Origin of the sequence: Streptomyces sp. N50, from assembly GCF_033335955.1 — a bacterium.
GTDB lineage: Bacteria > Actinomycetota > Actinomycetes > Streptomycetales > Streptomycetaceae > Streptomyces.
Genome location: NZ_CP137549.1, coordinates 9,290,432 through 9,309,294, shown reverse-complemented (window position 1 = coordinate 9,309,294; position 18,863 = coordinate 9,290,432). Strand labels below are relative to the sequence as shown.

Below are 18,863 nucleotides of genomic sequence, written 5' to 3'. Positions count from 1 at the left end.
GGAGGCGACTCGGCGGACAGTGCGGCGCCAGGATCTGGGGGTACGGATCCTGGCGCCGCTGCCTTTTCCCCGCCGAAGCGCCCACCTCGGCCCACCCACCTGAGGTCATGCCTGCCGCGTATCGCCCTGTGCGACACAGGACTTGGACACCCGCGCGGGCCCTTCCTAGCGTGGTCCGTGAGCCCGTCGCCACCGGCCGCCGGGTCGACCCGAACCGACCTGGGGGATCTCCACTGTGCGTGTTTTCGTTGCGGGCGCGACCGGTTACATCGGCTCCGCCGTCGTCCGCGAACTCCTCGACGCGGGGCACCAGGTCCTCGGCCTCGCCCGCTCGGACCCGGCCGCCGACGCGTTGACGCGATCCGGCGCCGACGTGCACCGCGGCGACATCGGCGACGCCGACAGCCTGCGTGCCGCAGCCGCGGCGGCGGACGGTGTCGTCTACGCCGCGAACCAGCACATCTCCGAGACCACCGACCCGGCGGCCCGCGCGAAGGCCGAACTGAACGCGGTCCAGGCGATCACCACGGAATTGGAGGGCACGGGCAAGTCCTTCGTGGTCACCTCGGGGGTCATCGGCCGCACACCGGCCCACCTGCTCACCGAAGAGACCCCGACCGTCCCCACCCCCGTCACGGCCCTGCGGCTCCAGGTCGAGTCGTCCGTCCTCGCCGCGGGCGAGCGCGGAGTGCGGTCGTCGTCGGTACGGCTGGCCCCGACCGTGCACGGGCCGGGGGACGCGCGCGGCTTCATCTCGACGCTCATCGGCGTCGCCCGTACGACGGGTGTGTCGGCCTTCGTCGGCGACGGTTCGAACCGGTGGCCTGCGGTGCACCGCCGCGACGCGGCGACCCTGTACCGACTGGCCCTGGAATCCGCCCCGGCCGGTACGCCGCTCCACGCGGTCGCCGAGGAAGGGGTGCTGTTCCGGGACATCGCGGGGGCCATCGGCCGCCAGTTGAAAGTCCCCGCCGTGAGTCTCACTCCCGAGGAAGCGAGCCGGCACTTCGTCGGCTTCCTCGCCCCGCTGGTCGCGCTGGACAGCCCTGCGTCGAGCGCTCTGACCCGGCAGCGCACGGGATGGCGGCCGACGCACCCCGCGCTGGTCCCGGACATCGAACTGGGCCACTACTTCGGGGAGTTCAGCGCAGCACACTGATCCGGTCCGGATCGAGGCCGGCACCCGGTCCAAGTCCCTCGCGTCCTACGGCGGCCAGCAGCTCGTGAGCCTCAAATCGGCTGGCCTGGACGCGTTGTCGGGCATCTCCGTGCGGAGCGTCCGCCGTGGCGGCGAGGGCTGCCGCAAGCTTGGTCCGGCCCTGGCTCAGCCTGCTGCGTACCGTGCCGACCGGCACCCCGCACACCTCCGCGATCCGTTCGTACGAGGTGGCCCCGGTGGCGAAGTACCGCAGCACCAGCGGCATGCGCAACACCGGGGAGAGTTCTTCCAGGGCCTCCCAGACCCAGTCGCGCAGCGCGTTCCGCTCCAGCCACTGTTCCGGTCCCACATGCGTTGACCGCAGGGGCAGTTCGCCCACCGGCCGGACCACGGCCGCCTCCCGCACTACCTGCCGACCGGCGTTGCGCACGATCGTCCGCAGCCACGCGCCCACGGCCTCCGGGTCCCGTACGTCCCCGATCCGCAGCAGCGCCGTCAGCGCGGCGTCCTGCATCACGTCGTCGGCGTCCGCGCCCGGGCCCAATATGCTCACCGCCACCGCGCGCATCCCCCGCCGGTGTCGCTCCAACAGCAGCCCCAGCGCGGCGACTTCACCCGCCTGGGCCGCACGCGTCAGCTTCGCGTCCTCCGTGCGTGCCGCCCCCGCGACGTCCCCCATCATGCGTCCCTTTCGGCACCTGTTTACGACTGTTCAGGGCACCCCGGCGAGAGCCGTCCTCCGGGCAACCCGGGCGTTCGGGCCCGGAGGACGGCTCAGCGTTCATGACGTCGGCAGGGTGCGGTGGGTCAGGCGTCCGCGAGCCAACTGCCGTGGAATCCGGCGGGTACCCGGCGGGGCAGGTGGATGGTGGCCACCGGCTCCTGGGTGAGGTTGTCGGCGTCGAGGACGACCAGGTCGCTGCGGTCGGTCGAGGCGTCGTAGACGTAGGTCATCAGCCAGCCGGGGCCGCCGGGTCGATCGTCGGCGGGGGCGAAGGCCGCCTCGCCCGGGAAGCGTCCGGGTGCGAAGTAGTGGCTGGCGACGCTCGACTTGCGGAGGTCGTACCGGTGGATCGCCGCGCGGGACTCGTCCGGGTCGTACTGCGGGAGTTCCGGTACGGGTGCCGCGGTGGCGTGGCCGAAGTCGGCGGGCAGGCCCGCGAGTCGGTCGTCGATGCGGGGGAACTCCCCCGGGTGGTCGTCCAGTTGCTCCTCGCTGATCGCGCCGGTGGTGAGGTCGATGGTCCACCGCCACAGGTGCGCCGCCGTCGCCACGGTGACGCCGTCCCGCAGGGACGGGTACCGCATGCCGAGCAGGACGAGGCTCCGACCCTCGTTCTCCTCATAGGAGTTGAGGGTGTGGAAGACGTAGCAGGGGTCGATGTCGAACCAGCGGATGTCGCCGTACGGGTCGTCCCTGCGCAGGACGCCGAGCCTGGCTCCGTAGGTGTCGGACCAGACGTAGGGCATGCCGCCGTTCGGATCCATGGCCCGCTCGATGCTGAACACGGCGGGCAGGTCCATGAACACGACATGGTTCCTGGTGAGGTGGAAGTCGTGCATCATCGTGTGCGCCGGCACGTCGATCGGCCGGCTGACCGTCAACTCGCCGCCGGCGTCGGCACGGTGGTAGGTGAGGTACGGCGCCGCGAGCCCGCCGTAGCCGTAGAAGTGCAACTCCCCTGTGACCGGGCAGGTCTTGGGGTGGGCGGTCATCGGGGTGCGCAGGCGGCCGTCGAAGTCGTAGGGGCCGACCGTGTCGAGTTCGCGGCCCGCCTCGCAGCTCAACTCCTGCGGGAAGGACGTCTCGACGAGGGCGAGGGTGCGCCCCGCGTGCCGTATGACGTGGGTGTTGGCGACGCCCGCGGCGAGGTTCATCCCGCCGTCCGGGCCGTAGACCTGGGCGCCCGTCTCGAGGGTGGGGGTGCGGACCCAGCGGTTGCGGTAGGAGATGGCCTTGCCTGCGTCCAGGCGGACGCCGTGCACCATCCCGTCGCCGGTGAACCAGTGGGCCGAGGCGGCCTCGTGCGGGTTGGGGCCGTTGCGCAGGTACCAGCCGGTGAGTTCCGGCGGGATGGCTCCGGTGACCGCGAGTTCGGTGACGGTGATCTCATCGGGGACCGGGGCGAAGTTGCCGGCCAGGTGCGGAGGCGGTGGGGTCTTGTCCGTACTCATGGGGAAGTCCTCGGGTTCGGCTGGTCAGGCTTGCGCTGCTTGCATGGCTTCGAGGCGCGCCTGGACACGCTTGGGATAGACGGAGGTGAAGACCGCGGGGGCGACCAGGCCTACGACATGGGCGGTGATGCCGACCCAGGCGGGGGCGTCGGTCGCGTTGCTGATGGCCAGGACGACGGCGATGAACGTGAAGCCGGAACCCCAGGCGGCCGTGATGTGGTTGTTGACGGCGAGGAAGCCCGGGGTGTCCCAGTACTCCTCGGGTGCCTGCCGGCGGGCGATCCCGAGCGTGAACGGGCTGCGGAGCGCCATGCTGCCCCAGGCCGTCCCGGCGAGCCAGACGAACGAGATGACGTCGCTGTGGTCCTGGATCGACGAGTCGGGCGAACTGAAGGCGATCGCCCCGATGATGACGAAGTAGATGATGGTGCTGATCTCCAGCACCATCGCGTCCATCGCCACTCCCCTGCGCCGGTCCTGGAGAAGCAGCAGGACGCCGACGACGACGCCGGCCACCGCACCCCAGCGCCAGTCGACGGCGGAGACGAATCCTGCCGCGATCCATGGGTAGAAACCGCGCAAATAGCCCATGATGCCCACGTTGAACTTCCTCACAACTCGACGTTCCAACTTTGACAGGTGGAAGCTAGATGCTGCGCAATCGACATGTCAAGAATGGAATATTGAACGAAAGTCTGCCGCGCCACCGCCCCCACGGACCCGCACCGGCCCCACCTGCGCAAACCGTTTCGACCGAGCCCGGCCTCCACGCGACCCCCCTCCCGGACGCACACAATCCGCATGGGTAGTTTTCGACCTGTCACTATTGGAGTGACAGGCGTTAGGCTGGTCCGCATGAGCCTCCGCAACGCCCTCCTGGGCCTCCTCGTCTTCCGCCCCGGCAGCGGCTACGACCTGCTGAAGATGTTCGACACCTCGCTCGGTTACGTCTGGCCCGCCAAACAGAGCCAGATCTACGGCGAGCTGACCAAGCTGGACGCGACGGGTCTGATCAAGGTCACGGAGGAAGGCCCCCGGGGACGCAAGCAGTACTCGCTCACGCCCGAGGGGCACGCGGAGACGGTGCGCTGGCTGTCCGAGAACCGGGAGAGCCGGCCGCTGCGCAACCCGATGCTCCTGCAGACCTTCTTCCTGGGACTCCTGCCGCGCGAGGAAGCGGTCCAGCGGCTCCTCGACCACGCGGAGGCCTCGGCCAAGGAGCACGACACCCTGGTCGCCCTGCGCGACACGGAGGAGTGGGACAAGGACATGCTCACCGTGTGCGGCCGGCTCGTCCTCGAACACGGCATCCGGCAGCGGGTGTTGGAGCAGGAGTGGGCCCACTGGGCGGCGGAGCAGCTCCGTACGGCGCACACCAAGGGTCCCGACATCGCGGGCCCCACCGGGCCGTCGGACGCGGACACATCGAGCGCCGACGACGCCAACGGTCAGGCACACACGGGGCGTTGAGGTGCCGCAGGTCCTTCCGGTGACTCAGGAACACCTTTTGTCCACGCCCTCGCGCACTACTCGCGCACGGCATACGCCCGGATGAACGCGTGGACCCCGTCGACCATGGTCTGACGGACCCGTTCCGGGTCGGGGTTGGCCGGCACCGGCTGACGGTCGTAGGCCAACAGGACGGTCAGCGCGAAGAAGTGGTCGGCGGCCAGTCGCGGGTCGTCCGTGTCCAGGAGTCCGGCGTCGGCGAAGTGGGCCAGCCGATCCGCGAACACCTCCTCCACCGCACCCGTCGCGATGTCGTCCCGGGTCGTCGGAGTCCGCAGGCGTTCCTGGGCGACGAGGGCGAACCCGGCGGCGTAGTCGGCCGAGCCCACGATCGACGTGCCGAGGTCGATCGCCAACTCCGCGAGTGACTGCTCCAGTTGGGGCACCGTCCTGATTCCCGCATCCTCCGGAAGGTGCTCGTCGAGCGCACGCCGCACCGTGTCCGTCATGGACTGGGACACATCGGCGAGAATGGCCAGGAAGAGGCGCCGCTTGTCGCCGAAGTAGTCGTACACCGTGCGCTTGGAGACCGCCGCCCGGGCCGCGATGGCGTCCATGCTGACGCGGTCCACTCCCTGACGCACGAACAGTTCGCGCGCGGCGACGAGGATCGCCGTCCGCTTCTCCAGGGACCCCTCGCGCACCGTCTTCTCCGTGCCCACCGCGCTCATCCGCACCTCCGGGGCAAACCCTACACCGACCGGTGTAGCAACTACACTGCACGGTGTAGTGTCCCCGCCATGACTCCGACAGTGACGGCCTCGCAGGCCACGACACCGGTGACCGATCGCCGGCTGAACCTCATCAGCCTGGTCCTCGCCCTCGGCGTGTTCACGACCCTTCTGGACACGACGATCGTCAACATCGCCCTCGACCACCTGCAGGTGGTGTTCCACTCCTCGGTCGCCCGGACGCAATGGGTCGCGACGGGCTATCTGCTGGCCTTCGTGTCGGTGATCCCGGTGAGTGGGTGGCTGTCCGAACGGTTCGGCGCGCGCAACGCCTGGCTGTTCGCCGTGGGCGCCTTCCTCGGCGGCTCACTCCTGTGCGGGCTGGCGGGTTCACTGCCCGCGCTCGTCGCCTTCCGGGTGCTCCAGGGAATCGGCGGCGGCCTGGTCATGCCGATCACGCTCTCCATCGTCACGCGGGCGGCCGGACCGGAGCGCATCCACAAAGCCACGGCGGCCGTCGCGCTTCCCGGCCTGCTTGGACCGGTCCTCGGCTCGGTGCTCGGCGGCGCCATCATCCAGTCGCTGAGCTGGCACTGGCTGTTCCTCGTGAACGTGCCGGTCTGCCTGGCGGCACTCGCCCTCGGCCGGATCCTGCTGCCCGCGACCGCCGGTGAGCGCGGCCACCGGCTCGACGTCCCCGGCCTCCTGCTGCTCACACCCGCCGTCGTCGCCCTCGCCTACGGCATCAGCGGGATATCCGGCGAGGACGGCTTCGCCGCCGTCGGCGCCTGGCTCCCGCTCGTCATCGGCGCCGCACTGCTCGCCGCCTTCACGGTCCACGCGCTGCGCGCCCGCCGTCCCGCTCTCATCGACGTGCGCGTGTTCGCGCGCCGCGGCTTCGGCCTGGGCAGCGTCATCACCTTCGCGGGCGGCTTCTCGACGTACGCCCTGTCGTTCCTGCTCCCCCTCTTCTACCAGCAGGTTCGCGGCGAGACGGTCCTGCACACGGGCCTGCTGCTCATCACGCAGGGGCTCGGCACGATGTTCTTCGTCGTGGCCGTGCGCCCCTTCGCGGCACGGTTCGACAGCCGGTTCGTCATCGCCGCCGGAGCGGCGCTGACCATGATCGGAACGGTGCCGTTCGCCCTCGCGGACGCACACGGTGGTACGGCGGTGCTGCTGACCGCGCAGTTCGCCCAGGGGCTCGGCTTCGCGGCCACCACGTTCCCGGTGATGACGCTCGCCCTCGCTGGCCTGAGCCACGCCGAGACTCCCCGGGGCAGCGCGGCGTTCAGCGTCGTCCAACGCGTGGGCGCGCCCTTCGGGGTCGCGGTCGTCGCCATGATCCTGCAGAGCCTGCTCGACGGCACGCCCACGGCGACGGCCCAACTCGCGGCGTTCTCAGGCACGTTCTGGTGGATCTTCGGCCTGGGTGCGGTGCCGTTGGTCCTCGCGTTCTTCGTTCCGTCGGGGAAGAACGCCCTGCCCGAGCCTGCGGCGGAAGCCGCGGACCCGGCACAGTAGACGGGCAACTCCCCGCCCGGGCCGTGGCGTCAGAGCCGCTGGAACAGCACCGGAATCAGGGCAGGCACCGCGGGAACCAGCAGGTAGGCGACGATTCCGGTCATGGCCTTGCGGGTCGTGACCGGAAGCACCGGACCGGCCCAGACCTGGGCTATCGCCGCGCCGCACTCCTCACCGGAAAGAGTCTGGTACAGCAGTTTGACGTGGGCCTGCTTGACGGCCAGCGCGGAGTGGTAGCCGATCGAGGACGGGTAGACGATCACCAGCATGTCCACCACCATCACCCCCAGCACGATGAACACCATCCATGACGCCGCCGGCAACCAGACCATGAAGAGGACCAGCAGGCCGATCAAGTGGGCCAGGGCGGAGCCGTAGGTCCAGAGCATGAACTGACGCAGGGGGCGCAGTCCTTGGAACCCGTCGCTGTCGAATTTCATGTTCGGGGTCACCCCGAAACCGATCGCTTCGGACCGGTACAGGTACACGGTGAAGACGACGCCCATGACCAGTTGCTTGGCCAGGAAGTAGAAGGCGTACGTGCCCGCCGCGCACAAGGCCAGGGCCAGCTCGGGGTGGGTGTGCCGGTTGGCCCACCAGCCGGTGTAGACCTCGGAGCGCCAGACCGAGTCGGAGAGCCTGGTCGGGTTCCACGTCTGCATGAGGCCATGCGTGTTGACGAAGACGTACAGCGAGGTCGTGCCGATCGCCATGGTCGCCATGATGGCCGCGGAGACAGCCCGGCGGCCCAGCGCGCCGAACCACTTGTTGGTCCGGTCGACCAGCCGATTGAGCCGGCCGATCTGTTCGGCGGACAGTCCCTCCGCACCTCCGTTGCGCTCGTTCATCCGCACGAAGTCGGCGATGGCCTGCACCTGTTGGCAGCAGAAGATGGGTGTCACGAAGACGACCGCCAGCACGATCAGGCCCGCCGGGTCCTGGAGGAGGAACAGGGTCACGCCGCTCGGCTCGGCGTTGCCGGAGAACAGATAGCCCAGCGCCCACCGATCATCCATGCCGGCCGACGACACCAGCGCGTCGCCCGCCTCGGCCAGTCCCAGCAGTGTGATGGAGGAGACCAGGCTGATCAGCAGAATCTTGGTCTTGGCCGTCAGCGGCGAGTACAGCAGGCGGATCAGCAGGCGAGCCGCCCCTCTGCGCGACCGCGGCACCGTGCGCAGCAGGCGCATCGCCCACCGGATGCCGACAGGTGCGGACGGCCGGAAGACAGCCGCGATCCGCTGTGGCTCCAAGGCCTTGAGCCGTTCCATCCCATACCCCCGTACAGAGATGACGTCGCGTCACAGTCCTTTATACCCAGGGTGATTGGGGTGCCCACCCGGCCAAGCGACGCAGCCCATGGCACGACCGAGGTTCCGATCTCCCGCGCGCGCACCGGTGGCCAACTCGCCGATCTCCACGGGGTGTCCAGACAGACCCTGACCCGGACGGGGGTCCGACACCCAGGTCCGGGCCGAACTCGAGGGCGACACCCCCGGCTCTTCTCCACCCCCGCCATCTCCCCGAGGGCACCCCCACCCTCGTTTCGGAGAATATATCTCCACTTTCTTCGGCCCGAAAAGCCCTGCGGCAGGACCGTCCCGGACGATCACTCACCGCCCACCCAGCCGCTCCGGGCGAAACGACGGGCACCCCTTCCCACCAGCGACGATTCCCGGGATTTGCGAGCTGACGACGCGCCCCTGAAGCCACCCCCGTGCCGCCTTCACCCCGTCGGCAGTCGCCGCCGAGACGCCATCGAGGGCGTTTTCCACTTCGGTTCGATCCCTTGACAGCCCCAACCGGCCGTTCCCAAACTACCGACCATTCGGTTGACGGCACGGGCCGAGCGCCCCCGCTGTCGACATTCCAGAAGGGTTGATCACCATGACCGAAGTGTCGCTTCACGATGCCCAGAGCCCGCCGGCCCCGACAGTCACCACCTCACACATCGGTCACGCGACAGCCGTGGGGGCGGCCGGATTCGCGTGGTGCTCGCTCATCCTGGGCCTGCACACCGCCGGCATCATCGACGCGGCCGACGGCACGATCGTGCTGGCGGGGACCTTCTTCTACGGCGGCATCGTCCAACTCGTCGCGGGATTCTTCGCGTTGGCGTCCGGCGCGACCTTCGCGGCCGCGTTCCTGACGGCGTACGGGGCGTTCTGGCTCGGCTACACCGTCATCGAGTTCTGGGCGGCACCCCACATCGCGGGAGCGGCGGCGGCCGCGGCGAAGGCAGGCGGGGCGTCGGCGGAGGCCTCGGCGGCCGCGGGCGGACACGCGGTGATGCAGTCGCTGGGGCTGTTCCTCATCGGCTGGCTGGTCGTCACCCTGGTCTTCGGCATCGCGAGTCTGGGCACGAACGCGGTGATCGTGAGCGCGTTCTCCCTGCTGACGCTGACGATCGTGCTGCTGGTGACCGCCTACCTGGGCGCTTCGAGCGCGGGGGTGCCGAGCGATTCGGTACTGCAGACCGCCGGCTACGTCGAGATCGTGCTGGCCGCCGTCGCCTTCTACCTGGTCCTGGCCGAGCTGACCAACGACATCCGCGGGCGTGCCGTGCTCCCGCTCTTCGCCCTGAACCGCAACCCGCAGGCCGCCGCGCAGGCGGCGTGACGCAGACGGCATGACGACGAACCCCCCACCCGTCTCAAGGAGCCGCATGAAAACGCCCAAGGCAGCAGACCACCGGATCAAGCTGCCGCACAGAGTCACCGTACTGAGCAGCGCCTCCGCGGTGCTCCTCCTCGTGGCCGCAGGCCAGACGACAGCCACCGCACTCCCCGCGCACGCGGTCAACTGGACGCCACCTGCGGCGAGTTACGCGGTGAGCGCGCCCGTCCACACCACCGTCACCATGGACGACGGCGTGAAGATCGCCGTCGAGGTCGTCTATCCGACCGACCCGAGCACCAGCGCCCGCGCGTCGGGCCCGTTCCCCGTGCTCCTGACCCAGAATCCCTACGGCGCCCAGCGCTCCGACCCCACGGACAGCGGCATCTACTTCGTGCAGCGGGGCTACATCTACGTGGCCTCCGCGGTGCGCGGCACCGGTGACTCGGGCGGGCAGGTCGACTGGTTCGGGGACCGGCAGGGCAAGGACGGAGCCGACCTCGTCGACTGGGCGGCCCACACGCTGTCGGGCTCCAACGGCAAGGTGGGGCTGGACGGTTGCTCCTACCTCGGGGTCGACCAGTGGTTCACCGCGGCGGCCGTGGGCAAGAACTCCGCCCTCAAGGCCATCACACCGTTCTGCACCGACTCGGACTTCTACAACGACCTCACCGGCAACGGCGGTATCCCGACCCCCTTCGTGGCCGGCATCGCCCAGGCCGAGCCGCGCGGCCCCGAGGACGACCCCGCCACCGACCCGCAGTCGGTGACCATCGCCCAGCAGGCCTCGGGAGGTTCACGCTCGTACGACGACGCCTACTGGCAGTCCCTGAACGTCCAGAAGAAGCTCGTCCCGAAGATCGTGGGCAACGGCATTCCGGCACTGACCGAGGCCGGCTGGAACGACCTCTTCCCCGGCGGCAACCTCGGCGCTTACGTGTCCGCCCAAAACGCCTACTACCACCGGCCGTTGACCGATCCGATCACCTCGAACGAACCCGTCACCGGCCGCTACCAGGCGATCGTCGGCCCTTGGACCCACGGCGAGCACGTCAACGAGGCGACGCTACAAGGCATCCGCCTGGAGTGGTTCGACACCTGGCTCAAGAACGCGCCCACGGGTATGGCGAACACGTCAACTCCCTTGCACCTGTTCGAGAACGGCGCGAACACCTGGGTCGACAGCGCCGCCTGGCCCCTGTCCTCCGACGCCCGCACCTACTACCTCGGCAACGGCTCCCTCACCCCCGGCAAACCGACGGACGAGGGCAGCGACACGCTCTCCTGGAGCGCGGCGACCGCGGCCAACACGCTGACCTACACCACCGCCCCGCTCACCAAGGCGGCGCTGCTCAACGGCCCGACCGACGTCACCCTCTACGCCAGATCGACGACACCGGAGACCGAACTGTCGGCCAAGCTGAGCATCGTCGCCCCGGACGGCACGGTGACCAAGCAGGCCGACGGAATCCTCCTGGGCAGCCAGCGCGCCCTGGACACCCAGGAGAGCTGGTACGGCGACAACGGCACCCTGCTCAAGCCCAGTCACCCCTTCACCCAGGCATCGCAGCACCCGGTGACACCCGGCCGGACCACACGCTACGACATCTCCCTGCTCTCCAACTTCACCAGGATCCCGGCCGGTTACCGGATCCAGATCAGCATCAACAGCCAACCCCCGGCCGACTTCCACTTCCCCGTCGCCCCGACCCCGCAGGAACTGGCGAACCTGGCCGGCGGCGTCTACACCGTCGAGCACTCCCCGCAGGCGGCGTCCTTCGTCAACCTGCCTCTGACGACGCCGAGTTCGGCCACACCCAGCGACACCGACTGGGGACCGTCCTCCTGAACGACGGGTAGCAGGTCTGCGCGTACGGCAGGCCTGCTACTCCTTCGTCGAGGCGGGCCTGACCAGACCCATCACCTGCTCCACCGTCTCGTTGCTCAAGCTCGGTGTCGTCAGCGGAAGGTTGTCGGACCGCTGCCGGACGCCGTTCAGGATGATCTCGAAGTAGCGGCGCCACACCTCGGGCCGCTTGCCCTGGGTGAACTGGCTTGCCGCACTGAGCATTTGGACGATGACGGGGATGTCGGAGGGAGTGATCTCCGAACGCAGGTCCCCGCTCTCCTGCGCCCGCTGGATCAGGGCCTCCAGGAAGGGGAGCATCCCGCCGCGCATCGTCTCGATGGGCTCGGAACTGTGGCTGCCCAACATGATCACTTCTTGCAGGCCGCGGTTCTCGGCGAGATCGGCCCCCATCTCCATCAGGAAGTCCACGAACCCTTCCCAGGGATCGGGATGAGCGAGCGCCCGCTCCGCCGACGCCTGCCGTATCCCGAGATCCTGCTCGAACAGGGCCCGCACCAGGGTCTCTTTGTCCGGGAATCGCCGATATACGGTCCCGACGCCGACCCCCGCGTGCCGGGCCACGTCGTCGAGCGTGACCCGCAGCCCGTGCTGGCCGAAGACCTCCCGCGCGGCACGCAGAATCTTCTCCCGGTTGAGGGCGGCGTCGCGCCTCAGCGGGCGGTCACCCTCCATCGGAGCATCAACCCCGGAACCCTCAGCCATAACCCCATGTTAACCCTGTTGATCACAGGCAGGTTCGGCCATCGCACCTGCCTCTCCAAGGCACCCGGCAGAAAACGTTGCAACCACCATCGGGGTAGACTGACGCCGCCCATGAGAACCGCGTCGTGCCTGGTCGCACGGCTGTCACAGCGAGGGGGTGGACGCCATTCAGGTTCGCCCCGCCCGCATTCAGGATGTCGCGGCCGCCGCGGGAGTCTCGGTCTCCACGGTGTCGAACGTCCTGAACCGGCCCGAGCGCGTCAACGCCCGCACCGCCGAACGGGTCCGCGACGCGGTCGCCGCACTCGACTACGTGCCGCATCCGGGAGCCGCGGGCCTGCGCACCGGGCACTCGTCCTCGATCGGCCTGGTCCTGCCCGACGTGGCGAACTCCTTCTACTCACGCATCGCCCGCGGTGCCGCCGACGCGGCCTACGACCACGGCTACTCCCTCGTGCTCTGCGACAGCGGCGACGCCCCCGAGCGTGAGCAGGGCTACTTCACGATGCTGATCGAGCAACGGGCCGTGGGAGCAGTCGTCGTCCCGCTCGGCGCCGACCCCACCCGCCTGACCCGACTGCGCGAACGCGGCATCCCCCTGGTCCTCGCGGACCGCGCGCTGCCGGCCCAGGACGGCTGTTCCGTCTCCGTCGACGACATCGCCGGCGGCCGGGTCGCCGTGCAGCACCTCCTGGACTGCGGGGCGCGCGACATCCTCGTCGTCAACGGCGAGCGCGGCATCGTGCAGTGTGCCGAGCGCTACCAGGGCGCCCGCCAGGCCGTCCGCACCCGCCGCGAGGCACGGGTCCGCCAGGTCGTCGCCGACGAGATGACCGTGGCCTACGGCCTGGAGATCGCCCGCACACTCGACGACCTGCCCGACGGCGTCTTCTGCACCAACGACTTCCTCGCCGCCGGCCTGTGCCGAGGACTCGGCGAACGGGGCGTACGCATACCCGAGGAGGTCCAGGTGGTCGGCTACGGCGACCTCGACATCGCGAGCTTCGTCGGTACGACCCTGACGACCGTCCGGCAACCCGTCGAGGAACTCGGCAGAGCGGCCGTGGGAATGCTGCTGGACGAGGTGGAGGCGCGCGCCGAACACGCCCACGAGACACGGGTGTTCGCGCCCGACCTCGTCCTACGGGACTCCACTCGACCCCGGTCAGTCCCGAACCCGTAACGTCACCGGCCCCAGCAGCCCCGACGAAAGCTGGGACGGGAAGGCCCAGGCGGTGGGGGTGGCCTCGGCGAGATAGGGGGCCAGGGTGTTGTTCACGGTCACCTCCAGACGCACCAACCTCCCTGCGGTACCAGGGAGTTGGAAGCGGTACGGAGGACAGAACCCCTCGCCGACACACTCCCCGTCGACGACGACCGACACACTGCCGCGCACCCGCCCGAGGTCCAGCACCGGATCCGGCCCGGCCGGCACCTCCACCTCCCGCGAGTACGTCACACCACCGCTCCAGCCACCCAACCCGAGCAACTGCCAGTCGCCCAGGGGAAGTTTCGCCGGTACCGTGCGGACGCGCACCGGTCCCCGCCAGGCGGAGCCGCCCCGAAGTACTGCGGTGGGTGCGGTGACGACCTCCACCTCCGTCGGCTCAGTGAGCGGCTGCTCCAGCGTCAGGAACTGGCCGTCCAGCCACGTCTCGACTCCATCGCCGACCCGCACCATCGCGGGCAACTCCACTGGCAGCTCCAGCGATTCGGTGCCCGGCGGCACGGTGAAGCGGAAACGCTGGGCGCGTTCGCGGACGGTGTCCGTGGACCGCAGCGGAAGTACGGCGGTGCCGAGCACGGGTGAGCCGGTGAGCCACTCGGTGTCCGGCAACGGGTGCGGTCGCACGGCCGCGTAGCAGTGCTGCAACTCTCCCCAACGGCCCTCGTGTTCGAGGGTGCCGCCACGCCACTCCCCCGTCTCGGCCTCCCAACCGGCGCCGCTCACCAGGGAGTTCACGGCGGACTCCGCGCGGGCCACGCAGTCGACGAACACCGCGTCGCGTGGATGAACGGCGTCGGCCACCACCTCCAGCACGTGTTCGCCGTCCCCGAGGGCGAGTTGGTGCTGGAAGAACATCGGCACCGCGCCCCAGTCGGACTCGTAGTACTCCACCTTCTCCTGGCGCGCGACAACCGCCCCGTCGAGCAGCACGGTGACGCCCACCGCCGCGCCCACGACAAGTACCGCCTGTCCAGGGCCGTTGAGCCGCCCCCGATAGGTCACGCCGCCGGACGGCCGTACGCCCTCGGGGAGGCACATGAACTGCGGGCGCGAACCGAACCCGTCCGGACGGGTCAGGCAGAAGTAGCTGCCCAACGGTGTGCCCGCCGTGCCGGAGATCAGGAGCGGCCTGTCCTGGGCGTCCCCCAGCTCGTATTCGAGGACGTTGCGGGTCCCGCCGATCCGCACGCGGGCGGTGGCGAGATAGCCGGTACCGGTGTCCAGGCGCTCGCCGTTCCACCACACCCGCTTGGTGGCCGCGGCGCCGATGTGCAGGTCGGCGGGGCCACGGTGGTCCGTCTCAACGATCGCGCGGACCCGGGCGACCGTACCGGGCCCGGGCACGGGGACACGTACGAACTCCTCTGTCACCAGGCCCTTGTTGCCGAGAAGACCGTCCGGGTCCGGGATGCCCCGGCTGGACGAGTACACCGAGACGCTCCAGCCTGCGGGGGTGAGGGGCAGGTCTCCGGAGAGGACCTGTTCGACGGAGGGCGCGTCGAGTGGACCGGGCGCCTCGTCGGACGGTACCGGAGGGAGGACTCGGACCCGGTTGCCATAAGTCACCCGTGTCTGCTGCCAGTTGGCGGCGGGACCCTCGGCCTCGGTCCACCGCATGGTCCAGATCTGAGGTTCGGCGATGGATGAACCGGCGGGCAGGGCGAGGTCGCCCCAGGTGATGTCCATAGTGGGGACCAGGCGGCCCTGCCAGCCGTGCGAGAGGTCAATCGTCCGTTCCGGCCCGGGTGTTGTCATGGCTGTCCGGTGCGTCTGCGGGCTCCCCTCGCGCCATACGACGAGGACGGCGGGGGCACCCTCCAGTGGCACCTCGATGGTCGATCGGCCGTCGGCGACGGTGACTTGGGCCGGGTGGCGGGTGCCGGTCGCCGGGTTCCAGATCTCGGCCTCGGTGACCGTGGCGTGCACGGTGACGGTCGAGTGGTGGGCGTAACGCGCGGGGTCCGCCTCGTGGTTGGCGTCTCCGGGCAGCGTGCGGGCGTCGGGGAAGGTGCCCGTCACGAGGGCGACCGCCTCAACTCCCTTTCTCCTGACGAGCAGTGGCACCTCGCCGGTCGCGTGACCGGCGGTGTCGGCCACCGCCGCCGCCCCGGCCTCGGCGTCGCTCGCCCGCTCCAGTCGCGGGTGCTTCAGCAGTGCCGCCACGGCGGAGTCGTCACCGGCCTGCCCGGCCGCCGTAGCGGGCGGACGGCCCACGACCACCACCCGGCCGCCCGCGTCGAGGAGTTGGGTCAGTCGGCGTGCCGTCTCCTCCTCCAGGACGCTCGTCGAAGGAAGCAGCACCGCGCGGTACGTCAACTCCGCGACGCGCAGGGCTCCTTCGGCGGTCGTGGCGCGCTGCACGGAGGCGTCGTCGATGATGTCGAAGGCGATGCGGTGGCGGTCCAGTGAACCGGCGTGCGGGGCAAGCCAGTTGTTCGTGCCGCACAGGTCCAGGTAGTGGCGCTGTGTCTCGTCGACGTCGGCGTGGTCGTCGCCGAGGCGGCCGTCGCCGAAGTGCTGAACGGGGGCGTCCAACGGGATGAGGGCCTGCATGGTGGCGGTGGGGTGCAGGACCGCGACGTCGGCGCTGTAGGTGCCCCAGGACATGATCGAGCAGATCCGGGCGACCGCGCGGGAGAACGCCGGGTACTGCTGCCAGTAGGGCTGGCGCCAGTCGGTGGACGGGGGCGCCCACTCGAACCAGCCGCCCGCAGTGCCGAAGTAACTCGCGTGCGGGTTGTACAAGTTGGCGCCGCTGCGCAGGAACGGCAGGAGCCAGTCGTAGGTGTCCGCCAGGGTGCCGCCCCAGCCTGAGGAGTGGAACGCCTCGATCCAGACCCGCTCGTGGCCGTAGAGGTGGGCCATCGAGGAGTGGACCTTGGAGTCGCCGTGGTGGTCGCTGCCGGCGGCGCCGTACCAGCGGTGGGTGCGGAAGTAGTCGGTGTAGATCTGCGTCGACTGGGCCGGGAAGCCTGCCCTCGCGGGGTGGCTCTGGTCGGCGCCGATGAGCATGCCGCGTTCGTCGTGCCAGGCGGCGAGGGGCTTGAACAGGGCCTCTTCGGTGAGTTCGGCGCGGACCGCGTAGTAGTCGGCGCGGATCTTCGCCGCGCGGGCGGTCACCGGGCCGAACAGGGCGGGGAGATGGTCGAGGAGGTCGTAGCCGCGACGCGTACGGAACTCGTCGGGGAAGCGGTGGCTCCAGGAGTTCGTGCCGGGCAGCTCGTCCTGGAAGCTGCCCGCGATGACGTTGCCCAGGTACTCGGGGACGCGCCGGTCGTACTCGTGGTGGACGGCGTCCAGCAGCAGTCGTACGGCGTCCGGGTCCAGGTAGTCGAAGGCGGTGGGGACGGCGACGACGAGCCGTACCACCGTCCCCTCGGCGGCCGGGACGCCGGGCGCCATGGGCAGGCGGCGGCCCTCCAAGTCGTAGGCGGCGAGAAGGGTTTCGGCTCCGCGCAGTGCGATCGTGCCGCCCGTGACGGTGGCTGCCCGGGAGCGCAGGGCGCGGCCGGTGGCCTCCGGGTGGCGGCGGGTGATCGCGCCCTGGATGTTGGCGCCGGAGAAGCCGATCTGGTCGTAGAACCACAGGCGGGTGCCGATGTCCCGGGCGATCCGGCAGGTGTCGGTGAAGCGGGCCCACCACTCCTCGCCGAACCACGGCGGGTCGTCGGTCCGGGCGCCGAAAGCCGGGCCGGCCGGGGCCAGGTTGATGACGACGAGGTTGTGGACGCCGCCGTCCGCGAACCGGCGCAGCTGCCAGGCGAGTTGCTCACGGGTGACTTTGGCGCCGGACCACCACCACAGCGGGGTGGGACCGAAGTCCCGGGGCGGGGCGTCGAAGAGCTGCTGGAGCGCGGGTGAGATCACGGTGTTGGTCCTTCCGGGTGCGGCTCGGTCACCCTCACGGATCAAAAAACGTTTTACGTCGGCTCTGCTGTCCGTCACCTGCGATGTTGGCACCGGATCCGAAGCCCGGGAAGGAGGCCCGCTCTCCTTGACCCGGATTCCCTCGGATACACGCAAGAGGGGTTGTTGGAACGTTTTTTGAACCCTATATTCACTGCGACCCCGGCCCAGAGCCGCGAGGAGCCGCATCATGATCCGATTCCCGTCCCCACCGGAACACGCGGAACAGCCGCCCATCCCCAGGCACTTGTGGAAGGTCGCGGCCCTGTCGGGCATGGCGTCCTACCTCGACGCCGCGCTCATCGTCAGCATCGCCGTGAACCTGGCGATCTACCGCGACCACTACGACATGGGCGTGTGGATGGCCGGGGCGATCAGCGCGATCGTCACCGGCTGCATCGCCGTCGGCTCGCTCGTCGGCGGCCGGCTCGCCGACATGTTCGGGCGCCGCCGCGTCTACAACCTGGACATCCTCTGCTACGCGATCGGCGCCATCGTCATCACCCTCGCCCCGAACGACATCGTCCTGTTCATCGGTGTGCTCGTCGCCGGCCTCGCCGCCGGCGCCGACCTGCCGACGTCCCTCGCCGTCGTCTCGGACGCGGCACCCCCCGACGGCCGGGCGCGCCTCGTGTCGTTCACCCAGGTCATGTGGGTGGCGGGCATCGTCGTCGTGATTTTCCTCGGCTACGTCCTGTCGGACACGGGCATGGTCGGGGCGCGGATCATCACCGGCCACCTGATCATCGCCGCGCTGGCCACCTTCCTGCTCCGCGCCCGGCTGGAACTGGCCGAGCCGTCCGAGACGGCCCAGCAGGAGGAGGCAGCCGCGCTGGCCGCCCCGCGCGGCATCGAGCTCAAGAACGTGTGGAACCGCGCCGCCCTGCTGCCGATGGTCGCGACCTTCGTCTACTACGTCACCTGGGGCATCGGCGCCAACACCTTCGGCCAGTTCGGCACCTACCTCCTGGTCACGGTCAGCGGCGCCTCACAGAGCCTGGCCACCGGGATCAATCTGGCCTTCCTGCCGATCGCGCTGGTCCTGACCTTCGTCTTCGTCCGGGTCGCCGACACCCCCTGGCGCGACCGGCTGTTCTACGTCTTCACCGTCGTGCAGGTCGTGGCCTTCTGCATCGCCTCCCTCACCGCCGGCGCCCTGGTCGGCATGCTCGTCTTCTTCGTGCTCTACCAGATCTCCAACCCCTTTGCCGGGGAGGCCAGTTACAAGGTCTGGTCGCAGCTCACGCTGCCGCCGGACACCCGCGGCACCACCCAGGGCCTCACCTACGCCCTGTCGCGCGGGGTCTTCGCGGGCGTCGCGTTCGTGACACCCGCGCTGATGGACTACAGCGCGTCGCTCCTGCTGTGGCTGATCACGCTCTGCATGGCGGCGTCGGGGGTCGCGGGTGTGTACGTCATCCATGTCCTCATCCGGCGTTCCCCCGACACGGCCGTCGCCCCGGCGCCGGGTCTGGGCGTGGCCCGCACCTGAATCCACACCAG

The 18,863-nt window shown here is 69.8% G+C and carries 14 protein-coding genes; 7 read left to right on the top strand and 7 right to left on the bottom strand.

What is annotated here, in order from left to right; genetic code table 11:
• The first annotated feature begins 235 nt into the window (after positions 1-235).
• Positions 236-1,159, top strand: a complete 924-nt coding sequence (locus R2B38_RS41300) for an SDR family oxidoreductase (protein ID WP_318020921.1) — start codon at positions 236-238, stop codon at positions 1,157-1,159.
• On the opposite strand, the gene R2B38_RS41295 is transcribed toward R2B38_RS41300, so the two are convergent.
• The 3 genes from R2B38_RS41295 to R2B38_RS41285 form a co-directional block, all read right to left on the bottom strand.
• Positions 1,143-1,841 carry a sigma-70 family RNA polymerase sigma factor gene (locus R2B38_RS41295; RefSeq protein WP_318020920.1) on the bottom strand — a complete coding sequence of 233 codons (699 nt, stop codon included), beginning with the start codon at positions 1,839-1,841 and terminating at the stop codon, positions 1,143-1,145. The genes R2B38_RS41300 and R2B38_RS41295 overlap by 17 nt on opposite strands.
• Before the next feature lie 125 nt (positions 1,842-1,966).
• The gene (locus R2B38_RS41290) at positions 1,967-3,334 is read right to left on the bottom strand and encodes a carotenoid oxygenase family protein (RefSeq protein WP_318020919.1); all 1,368 of its coding nucleotides are present in this window, start codon (positions 3,332-3,334) and stop codon (positions 1,967-1,969) included.
• A gap of 24 nt (positions 3,335-3,358) precedes the next feature.
• Positions 3,359-3,949 carry a hypothetical protein gene (locus tag R2B38_RS41285; RefSeq protein ID WP_318020918.1) on the bottom strand — a complete coding sequence of 197 codons (591 nt, stop codon included), beginning with the start codon at positions 3,947-3,949 and terminating at the stop codon, positions 3,359-3,361.
• 240 nt (positions 3,950-4,189) lie between these two features.
• Here R2B38_RS41285 and R2B38_RS41280 point away from each other — a divergent pair, with 240 nt between their 5' ends.
• Positions 4,190-4,804, top strand: a complete 615-nt coding sequence (locus R2B38_RS41280; RefSeq protein ID WP_318020917.1) for a PadR family transcriptional regulator — start codon at positions 4,190-4,192, stop codon at positions 4,802-4,804.
• A 56-nt stretch (positions 4,805-4,860) separates the two neighbouring features.
• On the opposite strand, the gene R2B38_RS41275 is transcribed toward R2B38_RS41280, so the two are convergent.
• Positions 4,861-5,514: a TetR/AcrR family transcriptional regulator gene (locus tag R2B38_RS41275; protein ID WP_318020916.1), complete on the bottom strand. Its 654-nt coding sequence runs from the start codon at positions 5,512-5,514 to the stop codon at positions 4,861-4,863.
• A gap of 69 nt (positions 5,515-5,583) precedes the next feature.
• Between R2B38_RS41275 and R2B38_RS41270 the strand changes: the two genes are divergently transcribed.
• Positions 5,584-7,038, top strand: a complete 1,455-nt coding sequence (locus R2B38_RS41270) for an MDR family MFS transporter (protein ID WP_318020915.1) — start codon at positions 5,584-5,586, stop codon at positions 7,036-7,038.
• 29 nt (positions 7,039-7,067) lie between these two features.
• On the opposite strand, the gene R2B38_RS41265 is transcribed toward R2B38_RS41270, so the two are convergent.
• Entirely contained in the window at positions 7,068-8,309 is a 1,242-nt protein-coding gene (locus tag R2B38_RS41265) for a hypothetical protein (RefSeq protein WP_318020914.1), read from the bottom strand.
• A 616-nt stretch (positions 8,310-8,925) separates the two neighbouring features.
• On the opposite strand from R2B38_RS41265, the gene R2B38_RS41260 reads away from it, so the two are divergent.
• Both R2B38_RS41260 and R2B38_RS41255 read left to right on the top strand, forming a co-directional pair.
• On the top strand, positions 8,926-9,657 hold the full coding sequence (locus tag R2B38_RS41260) for an acetate uptake transporter (protein WP_318020913.1): 732 nt from the start codon (positions 8,926-8,928) through the stop codon (positions 9,655-9,657).
• Positions 9,658-9,703: 46 nt separating this feature from the next.
• Positions 9,704-11,503: a CocE/NonD family hydrolase gene (locus R2B38_RS41255; protein ID WP_318020912.1), complete on the top strand. Its 1,800-nt coding sequence runs from the start codon at positions 9,704-9,706 to the stop codon at positions 11,501-11,503.
• Between the two features lie 36 nt (positions 11,504-11,539).
• Here R2B38_RS41255 and R2B38_RS41250 read toward each other — a convergent pair whose 3' ends face one another.
• Positions 11,540-12,226, bottom strand: a complete 687-nt coding sequence (locus tag R2B38_RS41250) for a TetR/AcrR family transcriptional regulator (RefSeq protein WP_318020911.1) — start codon at positions 12,224-12,226, stop codon at positions 11,540-11,542.
• 157 nt (positions 12,227-12,383) lie between these two features.
• Here R2B38_RS41250 and R2B38_RS41245 point away from each other — a divergent pair, with 157 nt between their 5' ends.
• Positions 12,384-13,409 (top strand): LacI family DNA-binding transcriptional regulator, encoded by a 1,026-nt coding sequence (locus R2B38_RS41245; RefSeq protein ID WP_318020910.1) that lies wholly within the window; start codon positions 12,384-12,386, stop codon positions 13,407-13,409.
• Here the strand turns inward: R2B38_RS41245 and R2B38_RS41240 are convergent.
• Positions 13,392-17,321 (bottom strand): glycosyl hydrolase, encoded by a 3,930-nt coding sequence (locus R2B38_RS41240; protein ID WP_318020909.1) that lies wholly within the window; start codon positions 17,319-17,321, stop codon positions 13,392-13,394. The genes R2B38_RS41245 and R2B38_RS41240 overlap by 18 nt on opposite strands.
• Positions 17,322-17,550: 229 nt before the next feature.
• Here R2B38_RS41240 and R2B38_RS41235 point away from each other — a divergent pair, with 229 nt between their 5' ends.
• Positions 17,551-18,852, top strand: a complete 1,302-nt coding sequence (locus R2B38_RS41235) for an MFS transporter (protein WP_318020908.1) — start codon at positions 17,551-17,553, stop codon at positions 18,850-18,852.
• The last annotated feature ends 11 nt before the right edge of the window (positions 18,853-18,863 follow it).

Bases quoted from the DNA above. Each gene is read 5' to 3' on its own strand.
- R2B38_RS41290 (WP_318020919.1), bottom strand. From the start codon at position 3,334: ATGAGTACGGACAAGACCCCACCGCCTCCGCACCTGGCCGGCAACTTC.
- R2B38_RS41260 (WP_318020913.1), top strand. From the start codon at position 8,926: ATGACCGAAGTGTCGCTTCACGATGCCCAGAGCCCGCCGGCCCCGACA.
- R2B38_RS41265 (WP_318020914.1), bottom strand. From the start codon at position 8,309: ATGGAACGGCTCAAGGCCTTGGAGCCACAGCGGATCGCGGCTGTCTTC.
- R2B38_RS41275 (WP_318020916.1), bottom strand. From the start codon at position 5,514: ATGAGCGCGGTGGGCACGGAGAAGACGGTGCGCGAGGGGTCCCTGGAG.
- R2B38_RS41235 (WP_318020908.1), top strand. From the start codon at position 17,551: ATGATCCGATTCCCGTCCCCACCGGAACACGCGGAACAGCCGCCCATC.
- R2B38_RS41280 (WP_318020917.1), top strand. From the start codon at position 4,190: ATGAGCCTCCGCAACGCCCTCCTGGGCCTCCTCGTCTTCCGCCCCGGC.
- R2B38_RS41250 (WP_318020911.1), bottom strand. From the start codon at position 12,226: ATGGCTGAGGGTTCCGGGGTTGATGCTCCGATGGAGGGTGACCGCCCG.
- R2B38_RS41270 (WP_318020915.1), top strand. From the start codon at position 5,584: ATGACTCCGACAGTGACGGCCTCGCAGGCCACGACACCGGTGACCGAT.
- R2B38_RS41295 (WP_318020920.1), bottom strand. From the start codon at position 1,841: ATGATGGGGGACGTCGCGGGGGCGGCACGCACGGAGGACGCGAAGCTG.
- R2B38_RS41255 (WP_318020912.1), top strand. From the start codon at position 9,704: ATGAAAACGCCCAAGGCAGCAGACCACCGGATCAAGCTGCCGCACAGA.